This is a genomic window from Nitrosomonas sp. Is24, assembly GCF_033063335.1.
Taxonomy (GTDB): Bacteria; Pseudomonadota; Gammaproteobacteria; order Burkholderiales; family Nitrosomonadaceae; genus Nitrosomonas.
Genome location: NZ_JAWJZG010000001.1, coordinates 995,064 through 1,018,945 on the forward strand (window position 1 = coordinate 995,064; position 23,882 = coordinate 1,018,945).

Annotated in this window: 22 protein-coding genes; 3 read left to right on the forward strand and 19 right to left on the reverse strand. The window is 51.0% G+C overall.

What is annotated here, in order from left to right; translation table 11 throughout:
• Positions 1-85 precede the first annotated feature (85 nt).
• The 3 genes from R2103_RS04385 to R2103_RS04395 all read right to left on the reverse strand — a co-directional run bounded on the left by R2103_RS04385 (position 86) and on the right by R2103_RS04395 (position 3,386).
• Positions 86-469, reverse strand: coding sequence for a VOC family protein (locus R2103_RS04385; protein WP_317530304.1), 384 nt, complete (start codon positions 467-469; stop codon positions 86-88).
• A gap of 35 nt (positions 470-504) precedes the next feature.
• A complete protein-coding gene (locus R2103_RS04390) occupies positions 505-1,986 on the reverse strand; it encodes a protein adenylyltransferase SelO (protein ID WP_317530305.1) in 1,482 nt (493 codons plus the stop codon).
• A gap of 119 nt (positions 1,987-2,105) precedes the next feature.
• Complete coding sequence (locus R2103_RS04395; RefSeq protein WP_317530306.1) at positions 2,106-3,386, reverse strand: flavin-containing monooxygenase; 1,281 nt, start codon at positions 3,384-3,386, stop codon at positions 2,106-2,108.
• Positions 3,387-3,710: 324 nt separating this feature from the next.
• Here R2103_RS04395 and R2103_RS04400 point away from each other — a divergent pair, with 324 nt between their 5' ends.
• On the forward strand, positions 3,711-4,043 hold the full coding sequence (locus tag R2103_RS04400) for a hypothetical protein (protein WP_317530307.1): 333 nt from the start codon (positions 3,711-3,713) through the stop codon (positions 4,041-4,043).
• 75 nt (positions 4,044-4,118) lie between these two features.
• On the opposite strand, the gene R2103_RS04405 is transcribed toward R2103_RS04400, so the two are convergent.
• From R2103_RS04405 to R2103_RS04460, 12 genes are all read right to left on the reverse strand, one after another.
• On the reverse strand, positions 4,119-5,642 hold the full coding sequence (locus R2103_RS04405; RefSeq protein ID WP_317530308.1) for a peptide MFS transporter: 1,524 nt from the start codon (positions 5,640-5,642) through the stop codon (positions 4,119-4,121).
• A 1,473-nt stretch (positions 5,643-7,115) separates the two neighbouring features.
• Positions 7,116-8,288, reverse strand: coding sequence for an acyltransferase (locus R2103_RS04410; RefSeq protein ID WP_317530309.1), 1,173 nt, complete (start codon positions 8,286-8,288; stop codon positions 7,116-7,118).
• A gap of 352 nt (positions 8,289-8,640) precedes the next feature.
• Positions 8,641-9,645, reverse strand: coding sequence for an NAD(P)-dependent alcohol dehydrogenase (locus R2103_RS04415; RefSeq protein ID WP_317530310.1), 1,005 nt, complete (start codon positions 9,643-9,645; stop codon positions 8,641-8,643).
• Positions 9,646-9,861: 216 nt separating this feature from the next.
• Positions 9,862-10,311 carry an Hsp20/alpha crystallin family protein gene (locus tag R2103_RS04420; protein WP_317530311.1) on the reverse strand — a complete coding sequence of 150 codons (450 nt, stop codon included), beginning with the start codon at positions 10,309-10,311 and terminating at the stop codon, positions 9,862-9,864.
• A 23-nt stretch (positions 10,312-10,334) separates the two neighbouring features.
• Positions 10,335-10,619 carry a DUF2934 domain-containing protein gene (locus R2103_RS04425; RefSeq protein WP_317530312.1) on the reverse strand — a complete coding sequence of 95 codons (285 nt, stop codon included), beginning with the start codon at positions 10,617-10,619 and terminating at the stop codon, positions 10,335-10,337.
• Between the two features lie 136 nt (positions 10,620-10,755).
• Positions 10,756-11,112, reverse strand: coding sequence for a hypothetical protein (locus R2103_RS04430; RefSeq protein ID WP_317530313.1), 357 nt, complete (start codon positions 11,110-11,112; stop codon positions 10,756-10,758).
• 317 nt (positions 11,113-11,429) lie between these two features.
• Positions 11,430-13,805: an endopeptidase La gene (gene lon / locus R2103_RS04435; RefSeq protein ID WP_317530314.1), complete on the reverse strand. Its 2,376-nt coding sequence runs from the start codon at positions 13,803-13,805 to the stop codon at positions 11,430-11,432.
• Positions 13,806-13,947: 142 nt separating this feature from the next.
• Positions 13,948-14,397, reverse strand: coding sequence for a CBS domain-containing protein (locus R2103_RS04440; protein ID WP_317530315.1), 450 nt, complete (start codon positions 14,395-14,397; stop codon positions 13,948-13,950).
• Between the two features lie 48 nt (positions 14,398-14,445).
• Positions 14,446-14,949, reverse strand: coding sequence for a BCAM0308 family protein (locus R2103_RS04445; RefSeq protein ID WP_317530316.1), 504 nt, complete (start codon positions 14,947-14,949; stop codon positions 14,446-14,448).
• 172 nt (positions 14,950-15,121) lie between these two features.
• Complete coding sequence (hpf, locus tag R2103_RS04450) at positions 15,122-15,469, reverse strand: ribosome hibernation-promoting factor, HPF/YfiA family (protein ID WP_317530317.1); 348 nt, start codon at positions 15,467-15,469, stop codon at positions 15,122-15,124.
• On the reverse strand, positions 15,470-16,897 hold the full coding sequence (locus R2103_RS04455; RefSeq protein WP_317530318.1) for an RtcB family protein: 1,428 nt from the start codon (positions 16,895-16,897) through the stop codon (positions 15,470-15,472).
• Positions 16,894-17,301 (reverse strand): archease, encoded by a 408-nt coding sequence (locus tag R2103_RS04460; protein ID WP_317530319.1) that lies wholly within the window; start codon positions 17,299-17,301, stop codon positions 16,894-16,896. The genes R2103_RS04455 and R2103_RS04460 overlap by 4 nt, the downstream gene beginning before the upstream one ends.
• Before the next feature lie 127 nt (positions 17,302-17,428).
• Here R2103_RS04460 and R2103_RS04465 point away from each other — a divergent pair, with 127 nt between their 5' ends.
• On the forward strand, positions 17,429-18,073 hold the full coding sequence (locus R2103_RS04465) for a phosphoribosyltransferase (protein ID WP_317530320.1): 645 nt from the start codon (positions 17,429-17,431) through the stop codon (positions 18,071-18,073).
• Positions 18,074-18,357: 284 nt separating this feature from the next.
• Positions 18,358-18,810, forward strand: coding sequence for a hypothetical protein (locus R2103_RS04470; RefSeq protein ID WP_317530321.1), 453 nt, complete (start codon positions 18,358-18,360; stop codon positions 18,808-18,810).
• A gap of 108 nt (positions 18,811-18,918) precedes the next feature.
• On the opposite strand, the gene R2103_RS04475 is transcribed toward R2103_RS04470, so the two are convergent.
• The 4 genes from R2103_RS04475 to infB form a co-directional block, all read right to left on the reverse strand.
• A complete protein-coding gene (locus R2103_RS04475; protein WP_317530322.1) occupies positions 18,919-19,503 on the reverse strand; it encodes a PEP-CTERM sorting domain-containing protein in 585 nt (194 codons plus the stop codon).
• Positions 19,504-19,822: 319 nt separating this feature from the next.
• Positions 19,823-20,761, reverse strand: coding sequence for a tRNA pseudouridine(55) synthase TruB (gene truB, locus R2103_RS04480; RefSeq protein ID WP_317530323.1), 939 nt, complete (start codon positions 20,759-20,761; stop codon positions 19,823-19,825).
• Positions 20,762-20,787: 26 nt separating this feature from the next.
• A complete protein-coding gene (gene rbfA / locus R2103_RS04485) occupies positions 20,788-21,171 on the reverse strand; it encodes a 30S ribosome-binding factor RbfA (RefSeq protein ID WP_317530324.1) in 384 nt (127 codons plus the stop codon).
• Between the two features lie 27 nt (positions 21,172-21,198).
• Positions 21,199-23,853, reverse strand: coding sequence for a translation initiation factor IF-2 (infB, locus tag R2103_RS04490; RefSeq protein ID WP_317530325.1), 2,655 nt, complete (start codon positions 23,851-23,853; stop codon positions 21,199-21,201).
• Positions 23,854-23,882: the final 29 nt, after the last annotated feature.

Genomic DNA, 23,882 nt, shown 5'->3' on the forward strand with positions numbered 1-23,882 from the left:
CGCCTGTTAATTTTTTCCTGAGCATTATTCTATCATTCGCGCCTTGCCGCATGACTTCTATGCGCGGAGCTTATCCGCCAATGCGTCATTGCGGCGGGATGACGTAATCCGCTGTCAGCATCTCCAGCAAATGCCCGTTTGGATCGCGAAAGTAAACGCCCCGTCCGTCATAATTGTGATTGATGGTCATATCATCCGCAGTGCTGGGACCGCTACCGTATGGGATATGCCCGGCTTGCAGTCTGGCGAATATATCGTCGAATTCCTGCTCCGAGACTTTGAACGCATAGTGCAGGGTGTCAAATTTCTCTTTGTTGTCAAAATCCAGGCATAGCGTGTCATTGACGCGCACGACGATGAAATGCGAGAACACGCCGACATATTCAAAGCCAAACAACCGGCTATAAAATTTTGCCGATGCGGTTTTATCGAAGCAGGGCACGATAGTGTGATTCAGGGTAATTGCCATTATCTTCTCCTTTTAAAGCATTCGCATTGAGCCGCTTACGTTCCGCAAAAGGTTTGATAGACACGCTCCGACGGCGCTGGCGGCGTGCGGTAATGATAGTATTCGGGCAAATCGGTGAATGAATCGGCCAGTGCGGCAAGCAGTTGCTGCAACACGGTGTAATCGCCGTGTTCCGCAGCGGCGGACAATGCTTCTTCAACGCGGTGGTTACGTGGTATGACTGCGGGATTATGTGCTTGCATCAAACGCAACGACATCTCCCGGGAATCGGGTTGGCGCGCGAGCCTTGCTTGCCAGCGGGTGTGCCATGCCACAAATCCGGCATCATGAAACACCGCGTCTTCGGGCAAGGATTCCGCTGCCAGCGCGCGAAACGTATTGGTGTAATCGGTTTGATGACTGTGCATCCAGCTCAATAGAGCTGAGATCAGTGCGCTATCCTCGGTTTCTTCGGTGAGCAATCCCAATTTTTTACGCATCCCGCTCATCCACTGGTCTTGGTATATTTGCGGAAAAGCGTGAATCGCTTCTTCCGCCAGCGCCACGGCTTTTTCCTGCACCGGATCGATGAGCGGCAGCAGGGTTTCAGCCAAGCGGGCGAGATTCCATTGTGCCATCACGGGCTGATTGCTATACCGATAGCGGCCGGACCGGTCGATCGAGCTGAACACCGTGTGTGGATCGTACGCGTCCATAAAGGCGCAAGGACCATAGTCAATCGTCTCGCCGCTGATGCTCATGTTATCGGTGTTCATCACGCCGTGAATGAACCCGACTAACAACCATTTTGCGACCAATGCCGACTGGCGTTCAATGACCTGATGCAACAATGCCAGATAAGGGTTATCGGCATCGGTAAGGGTGCGATAGTGGCGTTGAATGACGTAATCAGCCAGTGTTTTAATGGCTCTCACATCGCCTTGCCCCGCCGCATATTCAAATGTGCCGACGCGGATATGGCTTGCAGCGACACGAGTCAGAATTGCACCGGGTAACACGGATTCCCGTATCACCGGTTCGCCGGTGGTAACCACGGCGAGACTGCGCGTAGTAGGAATATTCAATGCATGCATTGCTTCGCTGATAATGTATTCGCGCAGCATCGGCGCCAACGCCGCACGGCCGTCGCCGCGCCGTGAAAACGGTGTCTGGCCGGAGCCTTTGAGCTGGATATCGAACCGCTCGCCTGCCGGGGTGAGATGTTCGCCGAGCAATATTGCGCGCCCATCGCCCAGCATGGTGAAATGACCAAACTGATGACCGGCATAGGCTTGCGCGACCGGTTGCACCGTATCCGGCAGTGCATTTCCGGCAAACAGCAAAGCCGCTTGGTCTGCCGTTAATGCATGCAGATTCAGTCCGAGCGATTCGGCTAAAGCATGATTCAACAGGACCGTTCGCGGCGCGCGCACCGGCATTGGATGAACCGGTGCGTAAAAGTAATCGGGCAAACGGGCATAGCTATTGTCAAAGCGCCAGCCAACGCTATCGTTTGCCGGTTGTACATTGAATTTCATAGGTTTATTTCGCGTATGTTGGGTTGGAGTTCTTATCAAGTGACACTATTGTAAAGGACACCGCCTGTCTTGGTATGTTCCTGGCGCAGGGGAGTGATTCAATCGGGAGCAACGATAATTTATCGAACGGATTTTCCTTGCAGCATGCGGAGGAGCTGGCGGCGATAGGGGTGGTACTGCACTTCGATGGAATGCCGTGGACGCGCAATGAAGTGCCGCGCCCAGAATGCGCCTTCAGCATCGGCTTGTTCACGCCAATTGGATGGTAGCTGGATTTTGCCGCCGAGGAATTGACCGATCAGCCGCGCTTGCAGCTCGGCCAGAGTCCAGATGCAACCTTGCGGTTGTATCAAACCGATAAAAAACAGACTGGGATGGCCGGGATGAAAAATGCGCAAATAAAGCGGTACATGGCTGGCGTTTTCCCAGCTAATAAAGTCTGTATCAAAGAAGGGAAAGCTGATGGAATAGCCGGTCGCGGCGATGATGACATCGTACTGCGCCGATGTGCCATCGGTAAAGCGGACCGTGTGATCCGTAACATCCTGAATAGCAGGGCGGGGGTGTATTTTGCCGTGCCGTATCCTATCGAAAATTACCGAGTTGATGGTCGGGTGTGCTTGCGTGGGTGCAAAATCCGGCTCCGGCAACTGATAATCGCGGTAACGTCCGATTTGGATTCGCAGGGAAATTTTTTGCAGGCGGTTTCTTATGCTTTGCGGTATCCATTGAATAGAAGCCGCAAAGGTATCGGTCGGTTTTCCCATGACCAGTTTGGGAATAATGTACTGCGGTGTACGCAGGCTGATATCAACCCGCGCGGCATCGCGACTGGCTTCAACCGCGCAATCGCAGCCTGAATTACCAGCGCCCACGACAAGAACCCGCTTGTTTTCCAATCCTTGACTGGTTTTAAACTCGTGCGCATGCAGATATGTTCCGGCAAAACGGTCTTGCCACCCGGGATGACGCGGTTTGGTGTGATGCCCGTTGGCGACGAGCAGATCGTCGAATTCCGCTTGTGTGCTATCGCTTAATGTCAGTCGCCACCGCTCGTTCTCAATTTTTTCCGCATGCAGAACAGCAACATTGAATCGAATATATTTCTCCAGTTGAAAATGCCGGGTGTACGCCTGGAAATAAGCAAGTATTTGCTGATGACTGGGGTAATCGGGATAGTCGTCCGGCATCGGAAAGTCACTGAATTGCGACATCGGCTTGCTAGAAATAATGTGCGTCGCCTTACTGATGCTGCTGCGGCCCGGTGCGGTGCTGTATACCCAGTTCCCGCCGATCTGATCGTTCTTTTCATAGCACACGATATCGTGCAACCCCGCTTCCACTAAGTGCTTGATCGCGGTGAGACCGGAACAGCCGGCACCGATTATGGCAATGCGCATCTTGTGTAAGTTGATTCCGGTAAAAAGCGTTATCGGGCGATGAGCGATTCTTTACGATTCAATGTTCATCCTATTTGATCTGATGATAGCAGGTTATGGCCGCATCGTTATTATCCGGGCAGTAATCCAACCGGTAACGTAGCGCGGAGATGCGTGTTGCGATAGGTACGATTTACATTCAGCTGATATTCAGCCCAATGCTCACACAATGGCAACTGAGATACCGCGATTGATTCGGGTATCGGGTTTTAGAGAATAAAACGGGTTTGCATAGAAATTACCTCACAAAATAGCCCGTCTGTGTGAATTTTCAGGAGAAATATCATGAGCACTCAACGAATACTTATTCCACTTGCTTTCGTCGCAATTATTTTTCTGGGCGGCTGCGTAGCCACGCCGTATTACGGAGGAACGGGCTATTATCGGGGCGCGGCATACGGTTACAGCTATCAGCCATCTTATTATGCCGGTCAAGGTTATATGGGCGGCGGGTTCGGATATACCAATCGAGGACATAGGCATAATCATGGTCATATGCATCAAGGCGGTGGATATCGTCCTTTCGCCGGACAACATAGACATATCGGCGGCGGACATAAACACCATGGCCGGGGACATTGGGGTGGCGGTCACCGAGGCGGCCATCACCGGAGATGAGCAGGATGATTATGGACTTAATGGTAAATTCGCAGGGATTGCGTTATCCGGTGAAGATTGAATTGACGCAAAACGCTATGGCGCACCGTGCATCATTTTTTGCAATGTTTGAGTGAGTGCAAACAAAATCATGGACGCAATCCCGGACAAGATCACGAAGATCATGAAAAACTCGAACAAGCCTGTGATTTCAAAGCCAGCAAATACCGGTGTTGCGGGTAATGCCGGATCGGGGTACAAAGCGCTCAGTATTCCTGCGAATTTGCTGGCGGCCGCCATGGATAGAAACCATACGCCCATCAACAACGAAGCAAATTTCGCTGGCGCGAGTTTGACCACCATGGCCAAACCAATGGGCGATAAACACAATTCGCCGATGGTATGCAACAAATACAAACTGAATAACCACATCATGCTGACTTTGATGGCCGGATCCACGCCTTTGACGCCGAAGGCGATGACGCAGTAGCCTAGCGATAAGAATAACAGTCCTAATGCCTGCTTGGTGGGTGATGAAGGTTCCCAATTGCGCCGCCCCAGGAATGTCCAAATCAGGGCGAATAACGGCGCCAGTATGATAATCAGCACGGCATTGATGGATTGAAAGAAACTCGTTGGGATTTCGGTTCCGAACAAATTTCTATCGGTCTGTTCTTCGGCAAAAAAGGTCAACGACGCGCCCGCTTGCTCAAATGCCGCCCAGAAGAAAATCACGAAGAAAGCCAGAATATAAATCACGCCTATTCGCTTTTTTTCAATTGAGCTCAGGGCTTTATCGGCAATGATCGCTGCGGGGCCGATGATCGTGATGGAAAAGATGCTTGATCCGATGAGACCCAGATCCATAAGGTAATAAAACATAGCGAATAAAACCAACGTAGCAAACGCCCAGGCCAGTCTTTGAGAAAGGGGCATCGCGAGTGTTTGGGCGTCATGATCCGCTAGGATTTTTCTCTCCGGAACCAGCCCGATTCCCGCGCCTTCGGGCGTGACGATGAATTTGTTTTTGAGTAGCTCGAAGGTGAAGATACTGACGATCATGCCAATGCAGGCAGCCAGAAAACCCCATTGGAAATCCGCGGGGTTTCCGGTATCGCCCAAGCTGCCGCACACCAGCGGCGCGAGGAATGCGCCAAGGTTGATGCCCATATAGAAAATGGTGAATGCAGCGTCGATACGTTGATCGCCTGCCGGGTAAAGCTGGCCCACCATTGTGGAAATATTCGGCTTAAAAAAACCGTTGCCAAAAATGAGGAATCCCAGACCGAGGAATAGCATCGGTTGCGCGAAGGCAATGTTGTGGTAATTGGCTGCGGACAGGAACATGCAGAAATGCCCGATCGCCATCAGGATACCGCCAACAAGAATGGCCCGTCTGTTACCCCAATAACGATCCGCCATATAACCGCCAATGAGCGGCGTGAGGTAAACCAAGCCGGTGTAGTTGCCATAAATCTCGGACGCCAGCGCTTTGTCGAGCAGCAAGGCTTTGATCATGAATAATGTGAAGATGGCGCGCATGCCGTAGTAGCTGAAACGCTCCCACATTTCGGTAAAAAACAAAAGGTATAGACCTTTAGGATGTCCTGTTGAGTTCATGCGTTTTGCAATGGATTAACGTTGTCCGGATGCTGCTGGTGGTATTGTAAGTTTGAGCGGCGGGGCATTATAACCAGCGGAAGAAATCAGTGCGCATTTTGACTTCGGTAGAAGTATTGTCTCAGTAGAAAGCGATATCTGTTTTTTACATGAAAATATGAATTCTTCGGTTATATTGTCAGGGGATCGAATCGCGATGTTGCAAAGATTTTCTGATGAATAGCTGAATGATGACAAGGTCCAGGAGGATCATTAAGCCGGGCTGAATTACTGGAACGTGCAGCGAATGCCGAAATGCATGCAATGCATATTACTCCCATCGTTTCGCGGCAAAATGGTGCTGCGTAGTCATCTAATGATGGTGTGCGGGGCAGACGATGCGATACCGGCTCTGCATCGGTTGTGCCTATCTTACTGGTTAACCGCTCGTGAGCCCAGATATGCTCCTTTGCCTGTCAGTAATCCGCCGCATATTGCTGAGAGAGAAAATTCATGATGATCAATATGCAGGCGAGGAATACCGTGTAGTATGAAAATTTCTTAGCATCCCTTAAGTGATCATCCTTGGAGGGGAACTTGATGTTGTCTACCTTGCTGGCATATCTTTTACTAATATATTCATAGGTTTTTTCATAGTTAGAGTGCATGTATTGATGGTAAATCATCAATGCAAAAGAAATCACTAACCCGATCCACCCCAAAAGCTCAATCATTGTTTACCCCCGATGTTTTTAATGAATTGCATAGATAATAGAGTCCATCGTATCAATAAAAATTCGATGAATAAAATTTTTTGCGGAAGGGTGGTGAGCAGAACTGGGTCGGCACTATACGCAGTCTTGAGGGGCATAGGATCCGTTGCACAGTTCTGCTCATAAGGATCCCAGCGCGCCCAAGGAGTTGGGTTAGGAGTAAGAAAAGGCGCGCTGGGTTTAAACTCTTCCAGCCATCCGGCTACGCACAACATAATGCGCTGGCTGGTGCGGTACTGTTCTGAAATGGTGAGTGACCATCTTAATGCAATATTTTTAATTTATCTGTACGTGCGAACACGTAGGGTTAAACCCTTATTGATGGTCTGCAAAAGTTATACATGCACCGTAATTGCCATTCGCAGTAATTGGCGCAATAAGAATATGCCCCACAAGGTACTGAATTTTGCAGCGATAGCAGTACAACAGTGCGCCGGTCTCAGACCTGCAAAGCTAATATGTACAGTAACCTACGCGTGGAAGTTAACCGATCCAACGTGCGAAAGCACTACAGCCCGCATACCGGAAAATATTGAAGTGAAGTAGTTTGGATTTGATTTGGCAGCAGGGTTTTACCAAGAGGTGGGATTACCTGGTTTGATAGAGGTGTGAAACTTTGTCAACCAAGCGCGAAAGCGCAAAGGGTAATCCCATGAGTAGTTTTCAACAGAAAGCCTGAATTGCGGCAATTCAACCCCATTTCCACCACAACAACGCCAATTTATCTTCTTCTCTCTCCCGGTATCCACGCCAGTTGCCAACCGGGTGCGGATTTGCCTTCCAGCAAGCCGGTCAGGCGGAAGTTGATCCATTTGCGCGTGGGCATTTCCAGGTGCCGGTAGCTCCAGATCGCGATCGAAATAGCCGAACCGAACATACCCGCTACAAATAGGATGGATCCTGTTACGCTACTTTCCACGGGCAGCCCGGTGATGCTTTCCCAATCCTGTTTTGCAACAAACTGGACCAGGTAATGCCACATATAAATAGAGAATGACAATACCCCAATCGTATGCAAGCCGCGCGTATCGAGGCAGGTGCATAAATAGCCGCGATCTTCCCAGGTCACCAGCACGATCAAGGCCATCAAGCCAATCACCAGAACATCGGTTACACCAAAGTGGAGCGAAAGGAACAGTGCAATGGAGGCAACAATCTGAATACACGTCAGGCATTTGTCCGGTAAAGTAGAAACCGCGTGACGTGCTAGGAACAACAACATGCCGATCGTGAAAGCGGATGCGGCGCGGATGGTGGACAAACGGAAGTTGTCGTTGACATCGCTATCCGTCGCCATACATAAGCAATAGAAAAGCACCGCAATGCATGACAGCACCACTAAAGCCAGCTTGCGGTTATCGCCATTGATGGTCAGAAGCGCGGCAAAGAGCAGATAGCAAAAGAATTCCGCGCTCAGCGACCATGAGGGGAAATTCCAGGTGACCCAATCAAACATGCCCCACGAGTGGATCAGAAACAGGTTGGCGGCCAGTGATTCGGGTGTGCGTAAGGCGTCGTCGAACAAGCAGCAGGCTTCTTTTCCTAATCCCCAGTTGATCAGTGCCAGCAGCGTAAAGAAAAGTATGGTTGCCACCAATGTAATGAAATGCAGGGGATAGATCCTAGCGATCCGGGCAATCAGATAATGCAAAGTGTCACGCATGCTATAGCGTCTGGGATGTTCGATGTCATACACATAGGCCATGACGAATCCACTGAGAATGAAGAAGAAATCAACCCAGAGGTAGCCTTTGTAAAAATACAGGGTGATTTCATCGGGATCTATCGATGAATGCAAATAATATCGAAAATGAACGAAGACAACCATCATGGCTGCCCAACCGCGCAATGAAGTATGCGAACGGATTTCTTTTTTATGTGAGATATGCATCATAAATTGAATTTTTCACTGATGAAACCAGCCGTTCTTAACGGCAAGCGGTTTCAAATCTGCTGAATTGAAGTGTTAGGGTTTGATGTATTGGATTTATGCGTAACGGGCGAATCGGGGAAATACCGGATTGAAAAATGCGCGCTATTATAAATGATTGACTAACAACCGCTCCGCTAAATGTTTATCGGCAAGCAAAAATTAACAGTTTGGATGGAGTGGATCGGCGCCGGAAAGTTCCCGCCAAAATACTAAAGTTGCTATCCAGCGATCAGTTTTCTGCCATTTACCTGGCAAAAATGGAATGAAGGGAGCATGAAAATTTTGCCTGACAACAGCCAGGCAAAATCTCCGGTTACGGGTGACTTAATACAATGCGGTATTTCGCCTGGCCGCTTGCCAATCTGGCCAGCGCTTCATTGACTTGATCAAAACGGAAAACTTCAGTGACCGATTCGATCTTGTGCTGCACGGCAAAACGCAGCATGGTGGCGATACCGGCGGGGCTGCCGACGGGGGAACCCGACACCGAGCATTGATTGGCGATCAGCGGGAATACATTGATATCCAGCGGTTCAAGCGGCACACCGAGAAAATGCAAACGGCCTTTGGGACGCAGGGTAGCGATATAGGTATTCCAATCCAGTTTGACATTGACGGTGGTTAAAATCAGATCAAAGCGGCTGGCCGCGGCAGCCAGTTCGCTTGGTTTTTTCGTGTCCAGCACATCGTGCGCGCCCATCGCCAGCGCTTCCTTCTTTTTGTCTTCGCTCGAAGTGAAGGCCGTTACCCGGCAACCCCATGCACGCAGAAATTGCAGTGCGATATGTCCTAAACCGCCAATGCCGATGACGGCGACTTGGGCCGTGGGCGGAACGTTGTATTGCAGCAACGGATTGAAAACGGTGATTCCGCCGCAGAACAGCGGACCCGCGTTTTGTGCGTTGAGGCCATCGGGCAATGCGACAACACTGACCGCCTTGGCGCGTACTTTGTCGGCAAAACCGCCGTGGTGGCCTACGATGGTGGATTCCGGCTGTGCACAGAGGTTATGGTCGCCGGACAAACAGCTGTGGCACGTCATGCAATAACCGGCATGCCAGCCCAGGCCGACACGCTGGCCTACTGATAGATTATTGACATGCGCACCTTTGGCCGCAATGGTGCCGATGATTTCATGTCCCGGCACGAAAGGATATTGGGTGATTCCCCAGTCATTGTGCAGCATGCTTAAATCGCTATGGCAAATGCCGCAATGCTCGACCGCGATTTCAACATCGTGATCGTCCAATGCACCGGGATCGTATTCAAAAGGCTGGAGTTTTCCACCAGGTTCAAATGCCGCATACGCTTTAATCATGAATTTTCCTTTTACCTATCCGGTTAATCTTCGGGTTCAGCGTATTATGCGGCAATACAATGCTGCATAGAAGACAAAAACTGCGGCACTTGGTTGACTTGGGTGCGAATATCACCGGAAAAAACCCCGCAGCCGGTTATAGCTGACCGCAGGGTTTTGTGGTATCGGTAATTCAATGCGACGAGGAATAATCTCCGCTGTTGCAAGCGGTTACGGTTATTTGATGGCTATTTTTCTGGCGCCCGATCCATTGATCTTGGGCAGTGTCAACTCGAGTATGCCGTCTTTGTACTTGGCTTCCGTTTTTGATTCATCAACCGCACTGTGCAAGGTAAAGCTCCGGTAGCTGGAGCCTTGATAGCATTCGCGGCAGATTACCCGATCACCTTCTTTTTCTTCTTTTTCATTTTTTGTTTCGGCACTGATGGAAACCCGGTTACCGTCGACTTGCACCTTAATGTCATCTTTACTGACTCCGGGGATTTCTGCGCGGACGGTATAGGTTTTATCGTTTTCTTTGACATCGATCCGGATCAGCGGCGCGGTTTCCGGTTCACCGGAAAATGGACGTAAACCGAATCCTTTGAACCAGTCGTCCATGTTCATGAAGGGATCGAGGCGCGCTAAATCGCCGGGTAGTGGAGAACGGCGGACAATTCTTGACATGATTTTTGCTCCCTGAGTAAGGATTATTCTTTAATGGTGAGAAATTGAAAATCTATGCTGCCGCTATCAAACATATCCAGCTCACTGTCGACTTCCCGCTCAGCTTCAAGCCAATCGCGCAGGGCATCCGTCTCATTGCCCGTGAAGCCGCGCTTCTCGGCCCGGAAATAAGCCGCGGTGGCGATCATTTCCTGGCGGTCAACCGGTTCTGCTGAATTCATGGCCTGATGCGCGAGTATCCGCTCCTCGCTTTTTGATAACCTTGTTCCGGATTTCTTGGTTTCTCCTTCGCTGACTTTGCTTGGCATTTGATAATCCTCCTTTAGCAGGATATTTATTCGTACTGAAAGATGAGATTGATAAAAACCTTTATCAATTGATTATCTTAGTGAAATTTTTTTAAAAAATAAGTAAGAAAATACTTATTTTTAACTAAGTAAATACTTAGATATTGACAGCGCTTTTATTTTTCCGGCTGTTAAAGCCGCGATCATTCCGCGTGTTTTCAGTCGCACCAAGAATCTCGCAGATGCTTTTAAATTCACTGCGAATGGTGGCGGGCGTTCTTTTCAGGTGGGCAGCAAGCAGCTTGCAATCGGTCGTTTCCAGGACAAGACTGGCTTCGAGCAGTTGATACAGAACCGGGGGCAGCATTTGCTCGGTATCGATTGCACCGATGAGCTGCGCGGCATGCATTTTCGCGCGCCGCAATTGCCCCGATTCATAGAAAGAACAATTGTTTTTTTGTTTGTAAAGATGACTAATGGCGTTAAAGTTGTCGAGAGTTTCAGCATGCATCATTTGAATTTACTCCTCACATTAGGCGATATTTCCAGGATAGCAAGACAATGTGACAACCATATAACAGACACATTGAACTGGCTTCCGGTGATTCACTGTAACTGGACAGGGAGGAAACTACAATGCGGCAAATTGCCGCTTTATTTAGCCTTGTTTTTTGTATTTAACTACCGCTTTGGTATTTTGGAACGGTTGGCGGCATAAATATATAAGCGCATCGCTTATCTTTCTCTAAGCAAAATGCCTAGAAATTCATGGATGGTCGTTTGATGCGCATGATCATCCGGAATGACTCCCCAAGTTCTGGTAATGCTTGTTTAAACAAGCTTGAATCCGGATGCTTGCAGCGGATTGGCGGCTTGATGCAATGCTGCTTGCATGGCGTCATCGGCGGTTTCCAGTAAAACAAACTGCATCGCCATGCGCGTTGCTTCCGGAACATCTCGCAGATCTTTCTGGTTACGTGCAGGCAACAACACGGTTTGAATACCGGCGCGCTGTGCCGCGAGTATTTTTTCCTTGATGCCGCCGACTGGCAATACCAAGCCGCGCAAACTGATTTCACCAGTCATGGCGACATCGTGGCGCACCGGGCGGTTGGTGAAAAGCGATGCGAGCGCGATGAACATCGCCACACCCGCGCTCGGCCCATCCTTTGGAATAGCGCCTGCCGGAACGTGCATATGCACATCGATGCCGTCAAACAACGCTAACGGAATATTAAGATCGCTGGCGCGCGCTTTGACCAGCGTGAGCGCGGCTTGCGCGCTTTCCTTCATCACATCGCCGAGCTGTCCGGTCAGAATCAGTCTTCCGCTGCCATTGATGCGCGTGGCTTCGATGAACAGGATGTCGCCGCCTACCGGTGTCCAGGCCAGGCCGGTAGCGACACCGGGTAAGTCGGTGTGCAGCGCGAGTTCGTGTTCAAATTTTTCCGCACCCAGGATCGCATCCAAATCGCTCACGTCGATTCGTACTTGCTGTTGCTTGCCTTCCGCAATGCGCAGGGCCGCGTTCCGCATGACCCGGCCGATTTCCCGTTCGAACTGACGCACACCGGCTTCACGGGTGTAGTTGGCCACAATGCTTTGCAGCGCTTCGGGTGTCAGTGTGCATTGTTCCTCGCGCAGGCCGTTCGCTTCACTTTGACGCTGCACTAAATACCGCAAAGCGATTTGCAGCTTCTCCTCTTGCGTGTAGCCGGGGAGATCGATAATTTCCATGCGGTCGCGCACTGGTGGCGGCACGTTATCGATCACATTCGCGGTGGCGATAAAAATCACCCGGCTTAAGTCGAACGGTACGCCGAGATAATTATCGCGAAACGTCGAATTCTGCTCCGGATCGAGAATCTCCAGCAGGGCAGCGGAGGGGTCACCTTGTATGCTGGCAGACATTTTATCGATCTCGTCGAGCATCATGACGCAATTACGCGCGCCCGCCTTGCGTAATCCTTGCACGATATTGCCCGGCATCGCGCCGACGTAGGTGCGGCGGTGGCCGCGCATTTCGGCTTCGTCGTGCACACCGCCCAATGAGACGCGCACAAACGAACGCTGCAACGCGCGTGCGATGCTTTGGCCCAGCGACGTTTTGCCAACACCGGGCGGTCCGACAAAGCACAGAATCGGCGCCCGGCCGTGCGGTTTCAATTTCTGCACCGCGAGGAATTCGATGATGCGTTGTTTGATCCGCTCCAGCCCGAAATGATCCGCTTCCAGAATCTGCCGCGCGCTATTCAGGTCGATCGGCGCCTCCTCGGGCAGCCGCCACGGCAATTCGGTCATCCATTCCAGGTAAGTATGCAGCATCGAGAATTCACTCGATGCTCCCGGCATGCGCTGCAAGCGGTGCAATTCTTTGCGTGTTTGTGTTTCGATATCGCCCGGCATGCCGGCTTTGGTGATGGCTTCGTCCAGTTGCGTGATTTCTTGATCGTTGTCGCCGTCTTCGCCGAGTTCTTTTTGAATCGCTTTCAACTGTTCGCGCAGCAGATATTTGCGCTCGCGATCTTCCATTTGCTCTTTGGTGCGCTCGCCGATTTCTTGCGACAAGCGCAACACTTCGATGCGGCGCGACAGGATGTGCAGCACTTTTTGCAGCCGTTCCTCGGTATCGATGGTTTCGAGCAGCATTTGTTTCTCGCTCACTTCGGTATCGAGCAGACTGGCGGTGATGTCGGCCAGATCGGAAGGCGCGCGCGTGGCTTGCAAAGCGTGCGCAAGCTCCGCCGGTACACCGGGCAATAGCGATAAAATTTCAATGGCGCGTTCGCGCAATTGCAGTGCCAGTGCTTCGGTTTGTGTGGTGATGGGTGCCGATTCCTCAATGCGCTTTATGCGCGCCGCGATGAACGGGTATCCCTCGATCAATTCTTCGATCTGGAAACGTTCCATACCCTGGCAAACGACGTGATGTGTCTTGTCGTCGGATGTCATATGCCGCACGATATTGGCGATAGTACCGGTGCCGCACAGTGCTTCCAATCCCGGATTGTCGACAGCGGCGTCTTTTTGCAGCACGATGCCGATCGGCGTTTTGGATTGCAGCGCGTGCTCAATGGTGGCGATGGATCGCATCCGGCCGACCGTGATGGGCATCAGTACATGCGGAAATAACACCACGTTGCGCATCGGTACCAATGCAATGACATCGGCAGGCAACTCGAATGGGTTTGTGGCGAGTGGTTCCATAGCGGCTCATCCTTCAGAATGTAAGGCGGTTTTAATATTCTCTTGGAATATTTGAGCGCTTAACCAGGAATTCAAGTGAGATCCGCTGGCCTTGTTTGAGGTAACCGGCTTTGTTGTGCCGGTTACCGGTAGAACTAGAACATCACGGGCGATGCCGCGTTTCTTTCTTTTGCTCGTAGCGCACTAATTTGGCGAGATCGAGCAACTCTTCCGATAATAATTGCAGCGCATCGTCCAGCGTCAGGATACCGGTCAATTCCCCCGATTCATCCACAACCGGCAAACGCCGGATGGTTTTGCGGCGCATGAATTCGATGGCTTCAGACGATGGGGTATTTTCCTTAATGGTAAATACTTCCGCTGCCATAATGTCGCCAACGGTGATGACGGCTGCGTCCAATTCCGTTGCCACAACTTCCACCACCAGATCGCGATCTGTCACAACGCCGGCCGGAATCTGGCGGCCGTCACGCTTCTCGACCACGATGACCGCACCGACATGAAACTGGCGCATCAGTTTGGCAGCTTCCACAATGGTTGCATCCCGTTGGATAACAATGACTTCACGATTGCAAATTTCGCCGACAGACATTTGATTTCTCCTTTCTGGTTGTTATGGAAAGACGGGCAAATTCACGGTTCAACGTGACCAATGCACGCGCAACAGGTTTTCCGCTGCGTTATAGTGAAACTCCAGCTCACCCTGGTACGCATCGTGGATGGCTTCACCGATACCGCGCGCGAGATGAATGTCGGTGGTGGTGATCAGCACTTCGTGATCTTTTATCTCCATGGCCATGATCCGTTTCAGCGGGTGCTCGGTTTTTTCCTGTTTCTCAACGTGCTGCATCAAATGCATGATTTCATCCCGGTGTGCGTGGAAGAAATCACCGTGCAAGGTCAGGAATCCAGCCGGGTATTGATCCTGAATGCGTTGGCAGGCCGGACAGTTATGCTCATGCGCATTGACCGGTGCAGCAAGCCATTGCCACCGGCCTTTGTGAAATACAGCGCTGCAAAGCGGACAAACGGTGGGTTCGGGGAGCTTGCTTTTGATTTGATAGGCGTCGTGAATTTTTTCCTGGAAAACACCGTCGTGCCGTGTGATTTGATGGAAGCCAGGGTGTGCGTTTTTTGTGCTCATGATAAATCCCTCCTTCTGCTGCAACTGTTTCAGTTTGAATGAGAAGTCATTTTTTATCCTTTCACGGTCAACCGTGCGTCCGTGAAAGATTGAACATCCGTTTCATCTTGCGCGCTTTGATAATTTTGTCAAGCGTTTCCGTCATGGGATCCGCTGGCATTTTTTCGCCGCGTTATTTGCGGGCGTGATCCTCCAGTTGACGCTTGGCGGCGTCGAAGGCATCGCGCACTGCGACGTAGACATCTTCATTGGCCACACGATTGACCACGATTTCGCTGCCGGGTACCGTCATGTCGATGTGCACGTCAAACATCCGGCCCTGATGGTGGTGTTTGTGCGGGAGTTCGACGACGATCCGGCAGCTCGTGATGTGCGGATAAAACTTTTCCAGCTTTTCCGCTTTTTCGCGGATATGACTTTCAAGCGCTTCGGAGTGGGGGATATCGCGCGTGGTGATTTGCAGTGTGATTTCCATGAAATTTTCCTCCTGTTGAATTGAGTTAAACGTTTCCGGTAACAACTATCCTTTGATGCATACTTTGGGGCGCAGAAAAGCGACTCTGCGCGCCAGTCCCGCTTGTTCCGTGACTTCGGCCACTTGATCGACATCCTTGTAAGCGCCCGGCGCTTCTTCCGCCACGCCACGCATCGAACGGGTGCGGATCAGGATGCCTTGCCGCTCGAGATCATTGATCAAGGTCCGGCCATCCCACTGTCTCAATGCTTGGTTGCGGCTCATGGCGCGGCCCGCACCGTGGCTGCATGAGGCAAACGCCTGATTGGTGCTGACGCCTGCGAGAATATACGAGCCGGTGCCCATGCTGCCGCCGATGATGACCGGTTGCCCCACGTCGCGGTATCGCGACGGCAGTTTGGGATGTCCGGGTGCGAAAGCGCGCGTGGCGCCTTTGCGGTGCACATGCAGCCAGCGGGTTTTGCCGTCCACTTCGTGCTGTTCTTCCTTGCAGGTGTTATGCGAGATATCGAACAGCGTTTCCAGTGAGGCCTGAGGATACACGTCGGCAAAGGTGTCGCGCGTCAAGTGCGTCAGGATTTGCCGGTTGGCTAAAGCGCAATTGATCGCGGCATTCATCGCGCCGAGATATTGCTGGCCTTCCGGCGATTTGACCGGAGCGCAGGCCAATTCCCGGTCGGGCAGGTGGATGCCGAGACGGCTGGCTGCCTTAGCCAGCGTCACCAGGTAATCGGTACCGATCTGATGGCCGAGTCCGCGCGAACCGCAGTGGATGGAAATCACCAGTTGGCCCTCGCGCAGACCGAAAGCCTGCGCCGTAGCGTTGTCGTAAATGCGTTCCACGACTTGCACTTCCAGATAATGATTGCCGGAACCCAATGTACCCATTTCGCCGCGCTGACGTTTTTTGGCCAGCTCGGATACGTTGTCCGGCACCGCGCCGGAGACACAGCCGTTTTCTTCCACATAATCCAGATCGGCGGCATCGCCGTAGCCCTGTTTTACAGCCCATTGCGCGCCGCCCAGCAGCACTTGATCGAGTTGCTGCGGGTTGAGATTGATATGGCCTTCTTCGCCGACGCCCGCCGGGATTGTGGCGAACAACCGGTTGGCCAGTTGATTGAAGTAGGGCGCCGCATCGCGCACATCGAGATTGCTGCGCAGGCAGCGGATGCCGCAGGAAATATCGAAACCGACACCACCGGCTGAAATGATGCCACTTTGTTCGGCATCGAATGCCGCCACGCCGCCGATGGGGAAGCCGTAACCCCAGTGCGCATCCGGCATGGTCATCGCTGCGCCAACCAGACCGGGCAATGCGGCGACATGGGCGATTTGCTCCAGCACTTTGTCGTCCATGCTTTCGAGCAACGGCGCGCTGCCGTACAGCAGGACTTCCGCGCGTTTATCGCCGGATGCCTGAGGCAGCGTCCAAAGATAAGTGTGCAGCTGTTGTAATTGTTGTAGATTCATACATCCACCACGCAACGGGACTCCCAAACCGGGCCAATTGGTTTTACCGCGAGCATGGTCAGCGTTGCACCTTTGACTTCCACGCCGCGTTCCAAGCCGTCGCGCCATTTTTCCCCGGCGGCTTTGGCGTGCCAATGATCATTCTGGTGCTGGATGTGAAAATGACTGAACACCATACCGAGTTCCCGCGCCTTTCCTAAAATGAGATTAAGCCAGACTACCAGCGCCAGTTCAAGGTCGGTTTCTTCAAATTCCAGGGCGACTACGATCACGGGTTGTACTGTTTCAATGTTGGTGATAATCGCGAAAACCGCATGCGCCGCTGCTTCAAACGATTGCTCGATTGTCAGGCCGCAGCCGATAATCCCGATGTCGGCATCGTGTTCAAAATACGATGAGCTCACTTTTTAATCACTTTATAAAAATGTAGTTTTATTGTAGTATTTTTGCCGGAAGAAATGTATCAATCTGAACGATCGTTGCGATTGATCAAATCGGAACACACTGCACAATAACGATAAGGAGCACAGCATGATTTTCGCCGACCGCATGGCAGCAGCCGGTAAATTGGCGCATGCATTGTCCGGATACCGCGATAAAAATCCGCTGATACTCGCTATCCCGCGTGGCGCGGTGCCGATGGCCAAGGCGATTGCGCAGCGGCTGAACGGTGAACTGGATGTGGTGCTGGTGCGTAAGCTCCGCGCTCCCGGTAATCCGGAGTATGCCATCGGTTCCGTCGACGAAAGCGGTTGGGTTTATTTGACGGAATATGCCGCACGGGCCGGTGCGGATCAAGCGTACATCGATCAGGAAGTATCGGCGCAATTGGAAACCATCCGGCAGCGGCGCGCGCACTATACGCCCGGGCGCGCACCGATAGATCCCGCAGGGCGCATCGTGATTGTGGTTGATGACGGACTGGCTACCGGTTCGACCATGATTGCCGCACTGCATGCCTTGCGTAACCAGAAAACGGCGGAATTGATTTGTGCCGTACCGGTGGCGCCACCTGAAACACTGAAGAAATTGCAGGGCAAAGCGGATCGCATTGTCTGTTTGTCAGCACCCGATGATTTTTATGCCGTCGGGCAGTTTTATACGGACTTTCCGCAAGTGAGCGATGACGAAGTGATTGCGTGTCTTGCCGCCGCGCCACGGCAGATTGTGGGGTAATCGCGAATGCTGTTGGCAGGAACACACTCGCCGGTACTTGAAATTGTACGTACCGTCATTACTTCAGTTTTGATGGCAAGAGTGGCAGGTGCCCGTGTCTTGGATGCAAATGATAACAATGGCTGTTTGCTGAAATTGCAGCGTTGCTTAACCGGATCGGATGCAGTGGTGAAATCGAATAGAAAGCTTTATTATCAAAGAAATTACATACCAGTGAACCTTAAGCCCGATTCTTAATCGAATGGTTCATTGGTTACGGCTTCCTACTTTATTTTTGATGACCTATGTACCTTGATAAAATTTACGTATTACAAACGGGTGTAAGTCTTAAAGTTTCTACCATGGCGCTACAGGAATTGATTGCCAAAGCCATCAACACAAGAAAATTTCCCGAACTTCAGAGCATTCGCAGCACGACGGATTTGTATGCTTATCTGTCGGTTGTTGTTTGCGCTGGCGCGGAGGACTTGATCAAAAGACGGCAGCGTTGGATTAATCATAAAACCAAAGCGGATTTGATTGCCGGTCAGCCGATTCCATTCAATACCTTCTGCAATCTCTTCTGGCGTAATCTCGACGAGGATGACCCGGATGGCGATGAATGGCAACAATTGATTGCCAGCGACGAGTTTTATTCACAACTGACCATTTTGCTGCACAAATTGCGTATTGCCGAGCGTAGCTTGCAGCAATATAACGGTAGTGCCATTCTTGATTTCAATCTTGGCTCGGCTTGAGCCAGTGTGACCGGAACAGTTAAAAAGACCACGCTGTTTTAATGTCATGAAGAACAATCCCGCTCTTGAGCGGGATTGTTTTAAGCAATGTCAGATTCGACACCGGTTTTATTTTTTGCGGCGGATGGTAGCACCAAGTAATCCCAATCCGATCAGCAACATCGCGTAGGTTTCAGGTTCTGGAACGGGTGAAACGTACCAAGCGGAATCCGGTGTATAGGATGTAGCTTGAACGTGCAGCGCTAACTGGCCATCAATCGGTAAAGGATCGGATCCCAAACCACTCACATGCCAGGTTACTGATTCATTGGCTGTCAGTCTGTCTGATGACCCGCCATCACCGAAATCGTAACGGAAATTAAAACTTCCACCTGGGCCGCCGCCACTAGCTGGATTGACCACAGTCACGCCTCCACCTAAATCGGTTGAGCTGGATGTGGGTTCTGTGCCTACCACTGCCATTGAGCCTATGAATGAATCGGTACCAAAGATTGCATTTAAATCTAAAGTGGTCAGTGTAAATGTCCAGTTTCCTCCGCCATCATCAGTAGCACTCAGATCGGCAAAGTGAACATTCGCAGGGCCGCCACCGGATAGTAACTGGCCAAATGAATAGGTATTTGCTTGAACACCGCTTCCAAAGACGAGAGTACCCATTGCAATAATCGCTATTGCTAGTTTTTTTAGTATCATGTCTTGCTCCTTTTTATATTGCAGATTTGTGGTATTAACTCTCCTGAGTTCAGAACTTTCATAATGAAAACATTCATTAGTCATTCCAAACTTAGGCACTTTTGATTATGTGCTTAGGAAAGTCTTATTGATATAAGGATTATGCTTATTTTTCAGAAAAAATAACGAGTAATCTTTGTAGGATAATTGGAATTCTTCTGCCGTTATGGCGTTTGGAAGTATGCTTGAGGCAGCGCGTTCGAGAGGTTTGAGCATGAGTGCGATGTGAAGCGATTCAGCGTTGCGGTAATTTCCGGGAGAATTCGTTTCGATCGCAAATTTATACCGTCATTTCAGACCAATAATTATTCGACAATAAACGCTTGGCCATTATTTCCTGGTTAGCGGTGATTTCGCCGAGTCCCATGAAGTGTTGCCGGTTATATAAGCGTATGACTTTTCCGGCCGGTATAGCGTCGCTATCCGGTTGATATTCCACGGTGCGGCCTTGTTGCAGCAGTAATGCCGACTGATCGTCTAGCGTTATTGCCGGGTATGATTGCAATAAACAATCGACCGGCAGTAAACACGCATCTCTCTCGGTAGCGCTCATTTCCTCTAGCGCCGGTAGCGTGTGCGCTTGAGATACCGGGAAACGATCGATAGCGGTACGGCGCAAACTCAGCAGGTACGCGCCACCGCATCCTAGTGCCTTGCCGATATCTTCCGCCAGTGTCCGGATGTAAGTACCTGTACCGCATTGAATATTCAATTGCAATTCATTGTGCAGTAATGACTGGATTTGTATTCCGTGAATGATGACTTCACGCGCTTGCCGTTCAATGTTTTCGCCGTTTCTGGCATAGGCATACAGCGGTTTGCCTTGGTGTTTAAGCGCGCTGTACATGGGTGGGGTCTGCATGATGGGGCCTATAAAACCCTGTATGACGTGTTCGCATTCGGAGAAAGCCGGGTTAGGGACGGTTGCGGCCACTTGACTGATTTCGCCTTCCGCATCGCCCGTGGTGCTCATAAAACCCAGTTTCAAGGTTGTTTCGTAGGTTTTATTGGCGCCCAGCAGCACCGATGAGAATTTGGTGGCTTCGCCAAAACAGACTGGAAGCAACCCGGTCGCCATGGGATCCAGTGTGCCGGTATGTCCGCATTTGGTTGCGGAGAAAAGATGCTTGGCGATCTGGATGGCTTTGTTGGATGAAATATTGAGCGGTTTATCCAATAACAGGACGCCGCTGATATTGCGTTTCGCTGGTTTAGTCAAATGAGTGCGGTGGTCAACTGGTTTGCTCAGGTTTCCGGATCGAGATGGTGCGTTGCCTTGTCTTGCGCGATGGCTTCATCGATTAATTTGGACAGACGCACGCCGCGTTCGACCGATGCATCAAAAACAAAGTGGAGTTGCGGTGTGATTCTTAATTTCATCCGATGGGCGAGATGGGTACGCAAAAAACCCTTGGCATGTTCCAAACCTTTTTCCACCAGCACATTTTCTTCTGTATTGCATAACGTGGTGTAAAAGACTTTGGCATTACTATAATCGCGAGTCACTTCGACGGCCGTGATCGTGATTAGCCGTACACGGGGATCTTTGATTTCATTTTGTACCAAATCCGCTAATTCCCGCTGTATTTGGTCGGCAACGCGCAGGGTACGGGAAAAATCTCTGGGCATATCGGCTATCGCGAATCAGAATACTGATTACAGAGACCGTGCGGTCTCGACAATTTCATAAATTTCCAGTTGGTCGCCGACCTGAATATCATTGAAATTTTTTAGCGATAAACCGCATTCAAACCCTTCCCGGACTTCCTTGGCATCATCTTTGAAGCGTTTCAGCGAATCGAGTTCGCAGCTGTGGATTACCAGACCATCGCGTAACACTCTGACGAGTGAGCTTCTTTTAACGATGCCATCGAGCACATAACATCCGGCAACCACGCCCACTTTAGGAATGCGATAAATTTCACGGATATCGACGAGACCGATGATGCTTTCCTTGCGATCGGGCGACATCATGCCGGAAAGTGCCGCTTTAATTTCATCAACCGCTTCGTAAATAATATTGTAGTAGCGCACATCGACGCCACTGGAACCGATCAATTTGCGCGCGCTTGCATCCGCGCGGACATTAAAGCCAATAATGACGGCTTTGGATGCCAATGACAGGTTGACATCGGACTCGATAATCGCGCCCACGCCACTGTGGATGATATTGACCTTGACTTCGTCCGTTGAAATTTTCTGCAGCGCGTAAGCCAAGGCTTCGCAAGAACCTTGCACATCGGCTTTGATGATCAAGGATAGGATTTTGACATCTTCTTGCTGGTCAAAAACATTCTCAAGTTTTGCGGCCTGCTGCTTGGCAAGCTTCACATCACGGTATTTACCTTGCCGGAACAGTGCGATTTCCCGTGCTTTCCGCTCGTCATCGAGTACCAGCACGGTTTCACCGGCTTCAGGTACCTCGGATAATCCTTGAATTTCGACCGGAATGGATGTTCCCGCCTGTTTAATCGCTTTACCATTTTCGTCGTTCATGCCGCGCACTTTGCCAAAAACCGCGCCAGCCAATATCACATCGCCGCGATTCAGCGTTCCGGATTGCACCAGAATGGTTGCGACCGGGCCGCGGCCTTTATCCAGCCGTGATTCGATCACAACGCCTTTTGCAGCGGTTTTGACCGGGGCTTTCAGTTCTAGCACTTCGGCTTGCAGCAATATGCTTTCCAGCAGGCTATCAATGCCTTGACCTGTTTTGGCCGATACCTCGACGAACATGGTATCGCCGCCCCAATCTTCCGGGACTACTTCGTGCGTAACCAGTTCGTGTCGGATCCGTTCGGGATTGGCTTCGGGTTTGTCGATTTTATTGACGGCTACAATGATGGGGATCTTGGCTGCTTTGGCATGGTGAACGGCTTCGATGGTTTGCGGCATAACGCCATCGTCCGCAGCGACGACGAGAATAACGATATCCGTGATCTTGGTGCCGCGTGCACGCATGGCCGTAAAGGCTTCATGTCCCGGAGTATCGAGAAAGGTGATCATGCCGTGATCGGTTTCTACATGATAAGCGCCGATGTGCTGGGTGATTCCGCCCGCTTCACCACCGGCGACACGGGTGCGGCGAATATAGTCCAACAATGAAGTTTTACCGTGATCCACGTGCCCCATGACCGTGACCACAGGTGCCCGCGGGAGCGATTCGGCTTCACCGGTGGAGGATTCGTGATCGGCAAGAAAATTCTCGGGATTATCAATCTCGGCATATTTGGCGATATGGCCCATTTCTTCGACGACAATCATGGCCGTATCCTGATCCAGCATTTGATTGATGGTCACCATGCTGCCCATCTTCATCAATACTTTGATGACGTCGGCGGCTTTTACCGACATTTTTTGTGCAAGAGCGCCTACAGAAATGGTTTCGGGAACCATGATTTCGCGCACGATCGGTTCTGTCGGTGCGGAAAAGGCGTGCATATTCTGCTCTTCGGCATGCGCCGGTTTGCTATGTTTATCTCTGCGTGTGCGCCAGCCTTGTTGACCGTTGGTGAGATCGCCGCGGGTTTTGACACCGCGTTTTTTAGTGGTTTCATCTTTCCAGACCACTTGCTGCTTGGCTTGTTTCTTCTTTTTCTCGACTTTTTCTTCCGGTTTTACCGCCGGTTTGTGCAGCGTTCCGTCGGTCGAAGCGGCCTGAGTGCCATCTGCAGATTGTTCGGTCTCGGTTTTCTTGGCGATGGTTGACGGACTGCTGATTTCTGCTTCTGCGGGTGTTGCCGGTCCCGGTTTGATTGCTGTTTGGGCTGCTTCAGTCTCAGTGGCTTTTTCCGGTTCTGTTAAGGTTTTATTGCCAGACTCGGCTTTCTTGCGCTCTCTTTTCTGTTTAATCTCTTCAGCCTGACGCGCCATCAATTCCGCTTGCTTGCGCGCTTCTTCGTTGCGCAGAGCCAGTTGTTCCGCATCGATGATGGAGACAGGTTCTTTGCTCGGCGGACTGACGGCCTCAATGGGCTTAGCGGCCTCTGGGGGAGTTTCAACTTCGTCCGGCATGCCCGGTTTTGTCAGTACGCGTCTTTTTCTGACTTCCACTTGAATCGTCCGTGCCCTGCCTGTGCTGTCAGATTTACGTATTTCGGAAGTTTGGCGGCGTGTTAACGTGACTTTGCTGCGGGTCTCAGTGGTGCCATGAGTTTTTCTTAGATAATCAAGTAACTGCGCTTTATCTTGCTCGGTTAAACTGTCTTCCGCCAGCGTTTTTTTTACGCCGGCAGCTTTAAGTTGTTCCAGCAGGACTGCCGGTAACAAACCCAGTTCATTAGCAAATTGTTCCACACTCATTTGAGCCATTTATAACCCTTCAACAAACAAAACGACAA

Bases quoted from the DNA above. Each gene is read 5' to 3' on its own strand.
- R2103_RS04385 (WP_317530304.1), bottom strand. From the start codon at position 469: ATGGCAATTACCCTGAATCACACTATCGTGCCCTGCTTCGATAAAACC.
- R2103_RS04390 (WP_317530305.1), bottom strand. From the start codon at position 1,986: ATGAAATTCAATGTACAACCGGCAAACGATAGCGTTGGCTGGCGCTTT.
- R2103_RS04395 (WP_317530306.1), bottom strand. From the start codon at position 3,386: ATGCGCATTGCCATAATCGGTGCCGGCTGTTCCGGTCTCACCGCGATC.
- R2103_RS04400 (WP_317530307.1), top strand. From the start codon at position 3,711: ATGAGCACTCAACGAATACTTATTCCACTTGCTTTCGTCGCAATTATT.
- R2103_RS04405 (WP_317530308.1), bottom strand. From the start codon at position 5,642: ATGAACTCAACAGGACATCCTAAAGGTCTATACCTTTTGTTTTTTACC.
- R2103_RS04410 (WP_317530309.1), bottom strand. From the start codon at position 8,288: ATGATGCATATCTCACATAAAAAAGAAATCCGTTCGCATACTTCATTG.
- R2103_RS04415 (WP_317530310.1), bottom strand. From the start codon at position 9,645: ATGATTAAAGCGTATGCGGCATTTGAACCTGGTGGAAAACTCCAGCCT.
- R2103_RS04420 (WP_317530311.1), bottom strand. From the start codon at position 10,311: ATGTCAAGAATTGTCCGCCGTTCTCCACTACCCGGCGATTTAGCGCGC.
- R2103_RS04425 (WP_317530312.1), bottom strand. From the start codon at position 10,619: ATGCCAAGCAAAGTCAGCGAAGGAGAAACCAAGAAATCCGGAACAAGG.
- R2103_RS04430 (WP_317530313.1), bottom strand. From the start codon at position 11,112: ATGATGCATGCTGAAACTCTCGACAACTTTAACGCCATTAGTCATCTT.
- lon (WP_317530314.1), bottom strand. From the start codon at position 13,805: ATGGAACCACTCGCCACAAACCCATTCGAGTTGCCTGCCGATGTCATT.
- R2103_RS04440 (WP_317530315.1), bottom strand. From the start codon at position 14,397: ATGTCTGTCGGCGAAATTTGCAATCGTGAAGTCATTGTTATCCAACGG.
- R2103_RS04445 (WP_317530316.1), bottom strand. From the start codon at position 14,949: ATGAGCACAAAAAACGCACACCCTGGCTTCCATCAAATCACACGGCAC.
- R2103_RS04455 (WP_317530318.1), bottom strand. From the start codon at position 16,897: ATGAATCTACAACAATTACAACAGCTGCACACTTATCTTTGGACGCTG.
- R2103_RS04465 (WP_317530320.1), top strand. From the start codon at position 17,429: ATGATTTTCGCCGACCGCATGGCAGCAGCCGGTAAATTGGCGCATGCA.
- R2103_RS04470 (WP_317530321.1), top strand. From the start codon at position 18,358: ATGTACCTTGATAAAATTTACGTATTACAAACGGGTGTAAGTCTTAAA.
- R2103_RS04475 (WP_317530322.1), bottom strand. From the start codon at position 19,503: ATGATACTAAAAAAACTAGCAATAGCGATTATTGCAATGGGTACTCTC.
- rbfA (WP_317530324.1), bottom strand. From the start codon at position 21,171: ATGCCCAGAGATTTTTCCCGTACCCTGCGCGTTGCCGACCAAATACAG.
- infB (WP_317530325.1), bottom strand. From the start codon at position 23,853: ATGGCTCAAATGAGTGTGGAACAATTTGCTAATGAACTGGGTTTGTTA.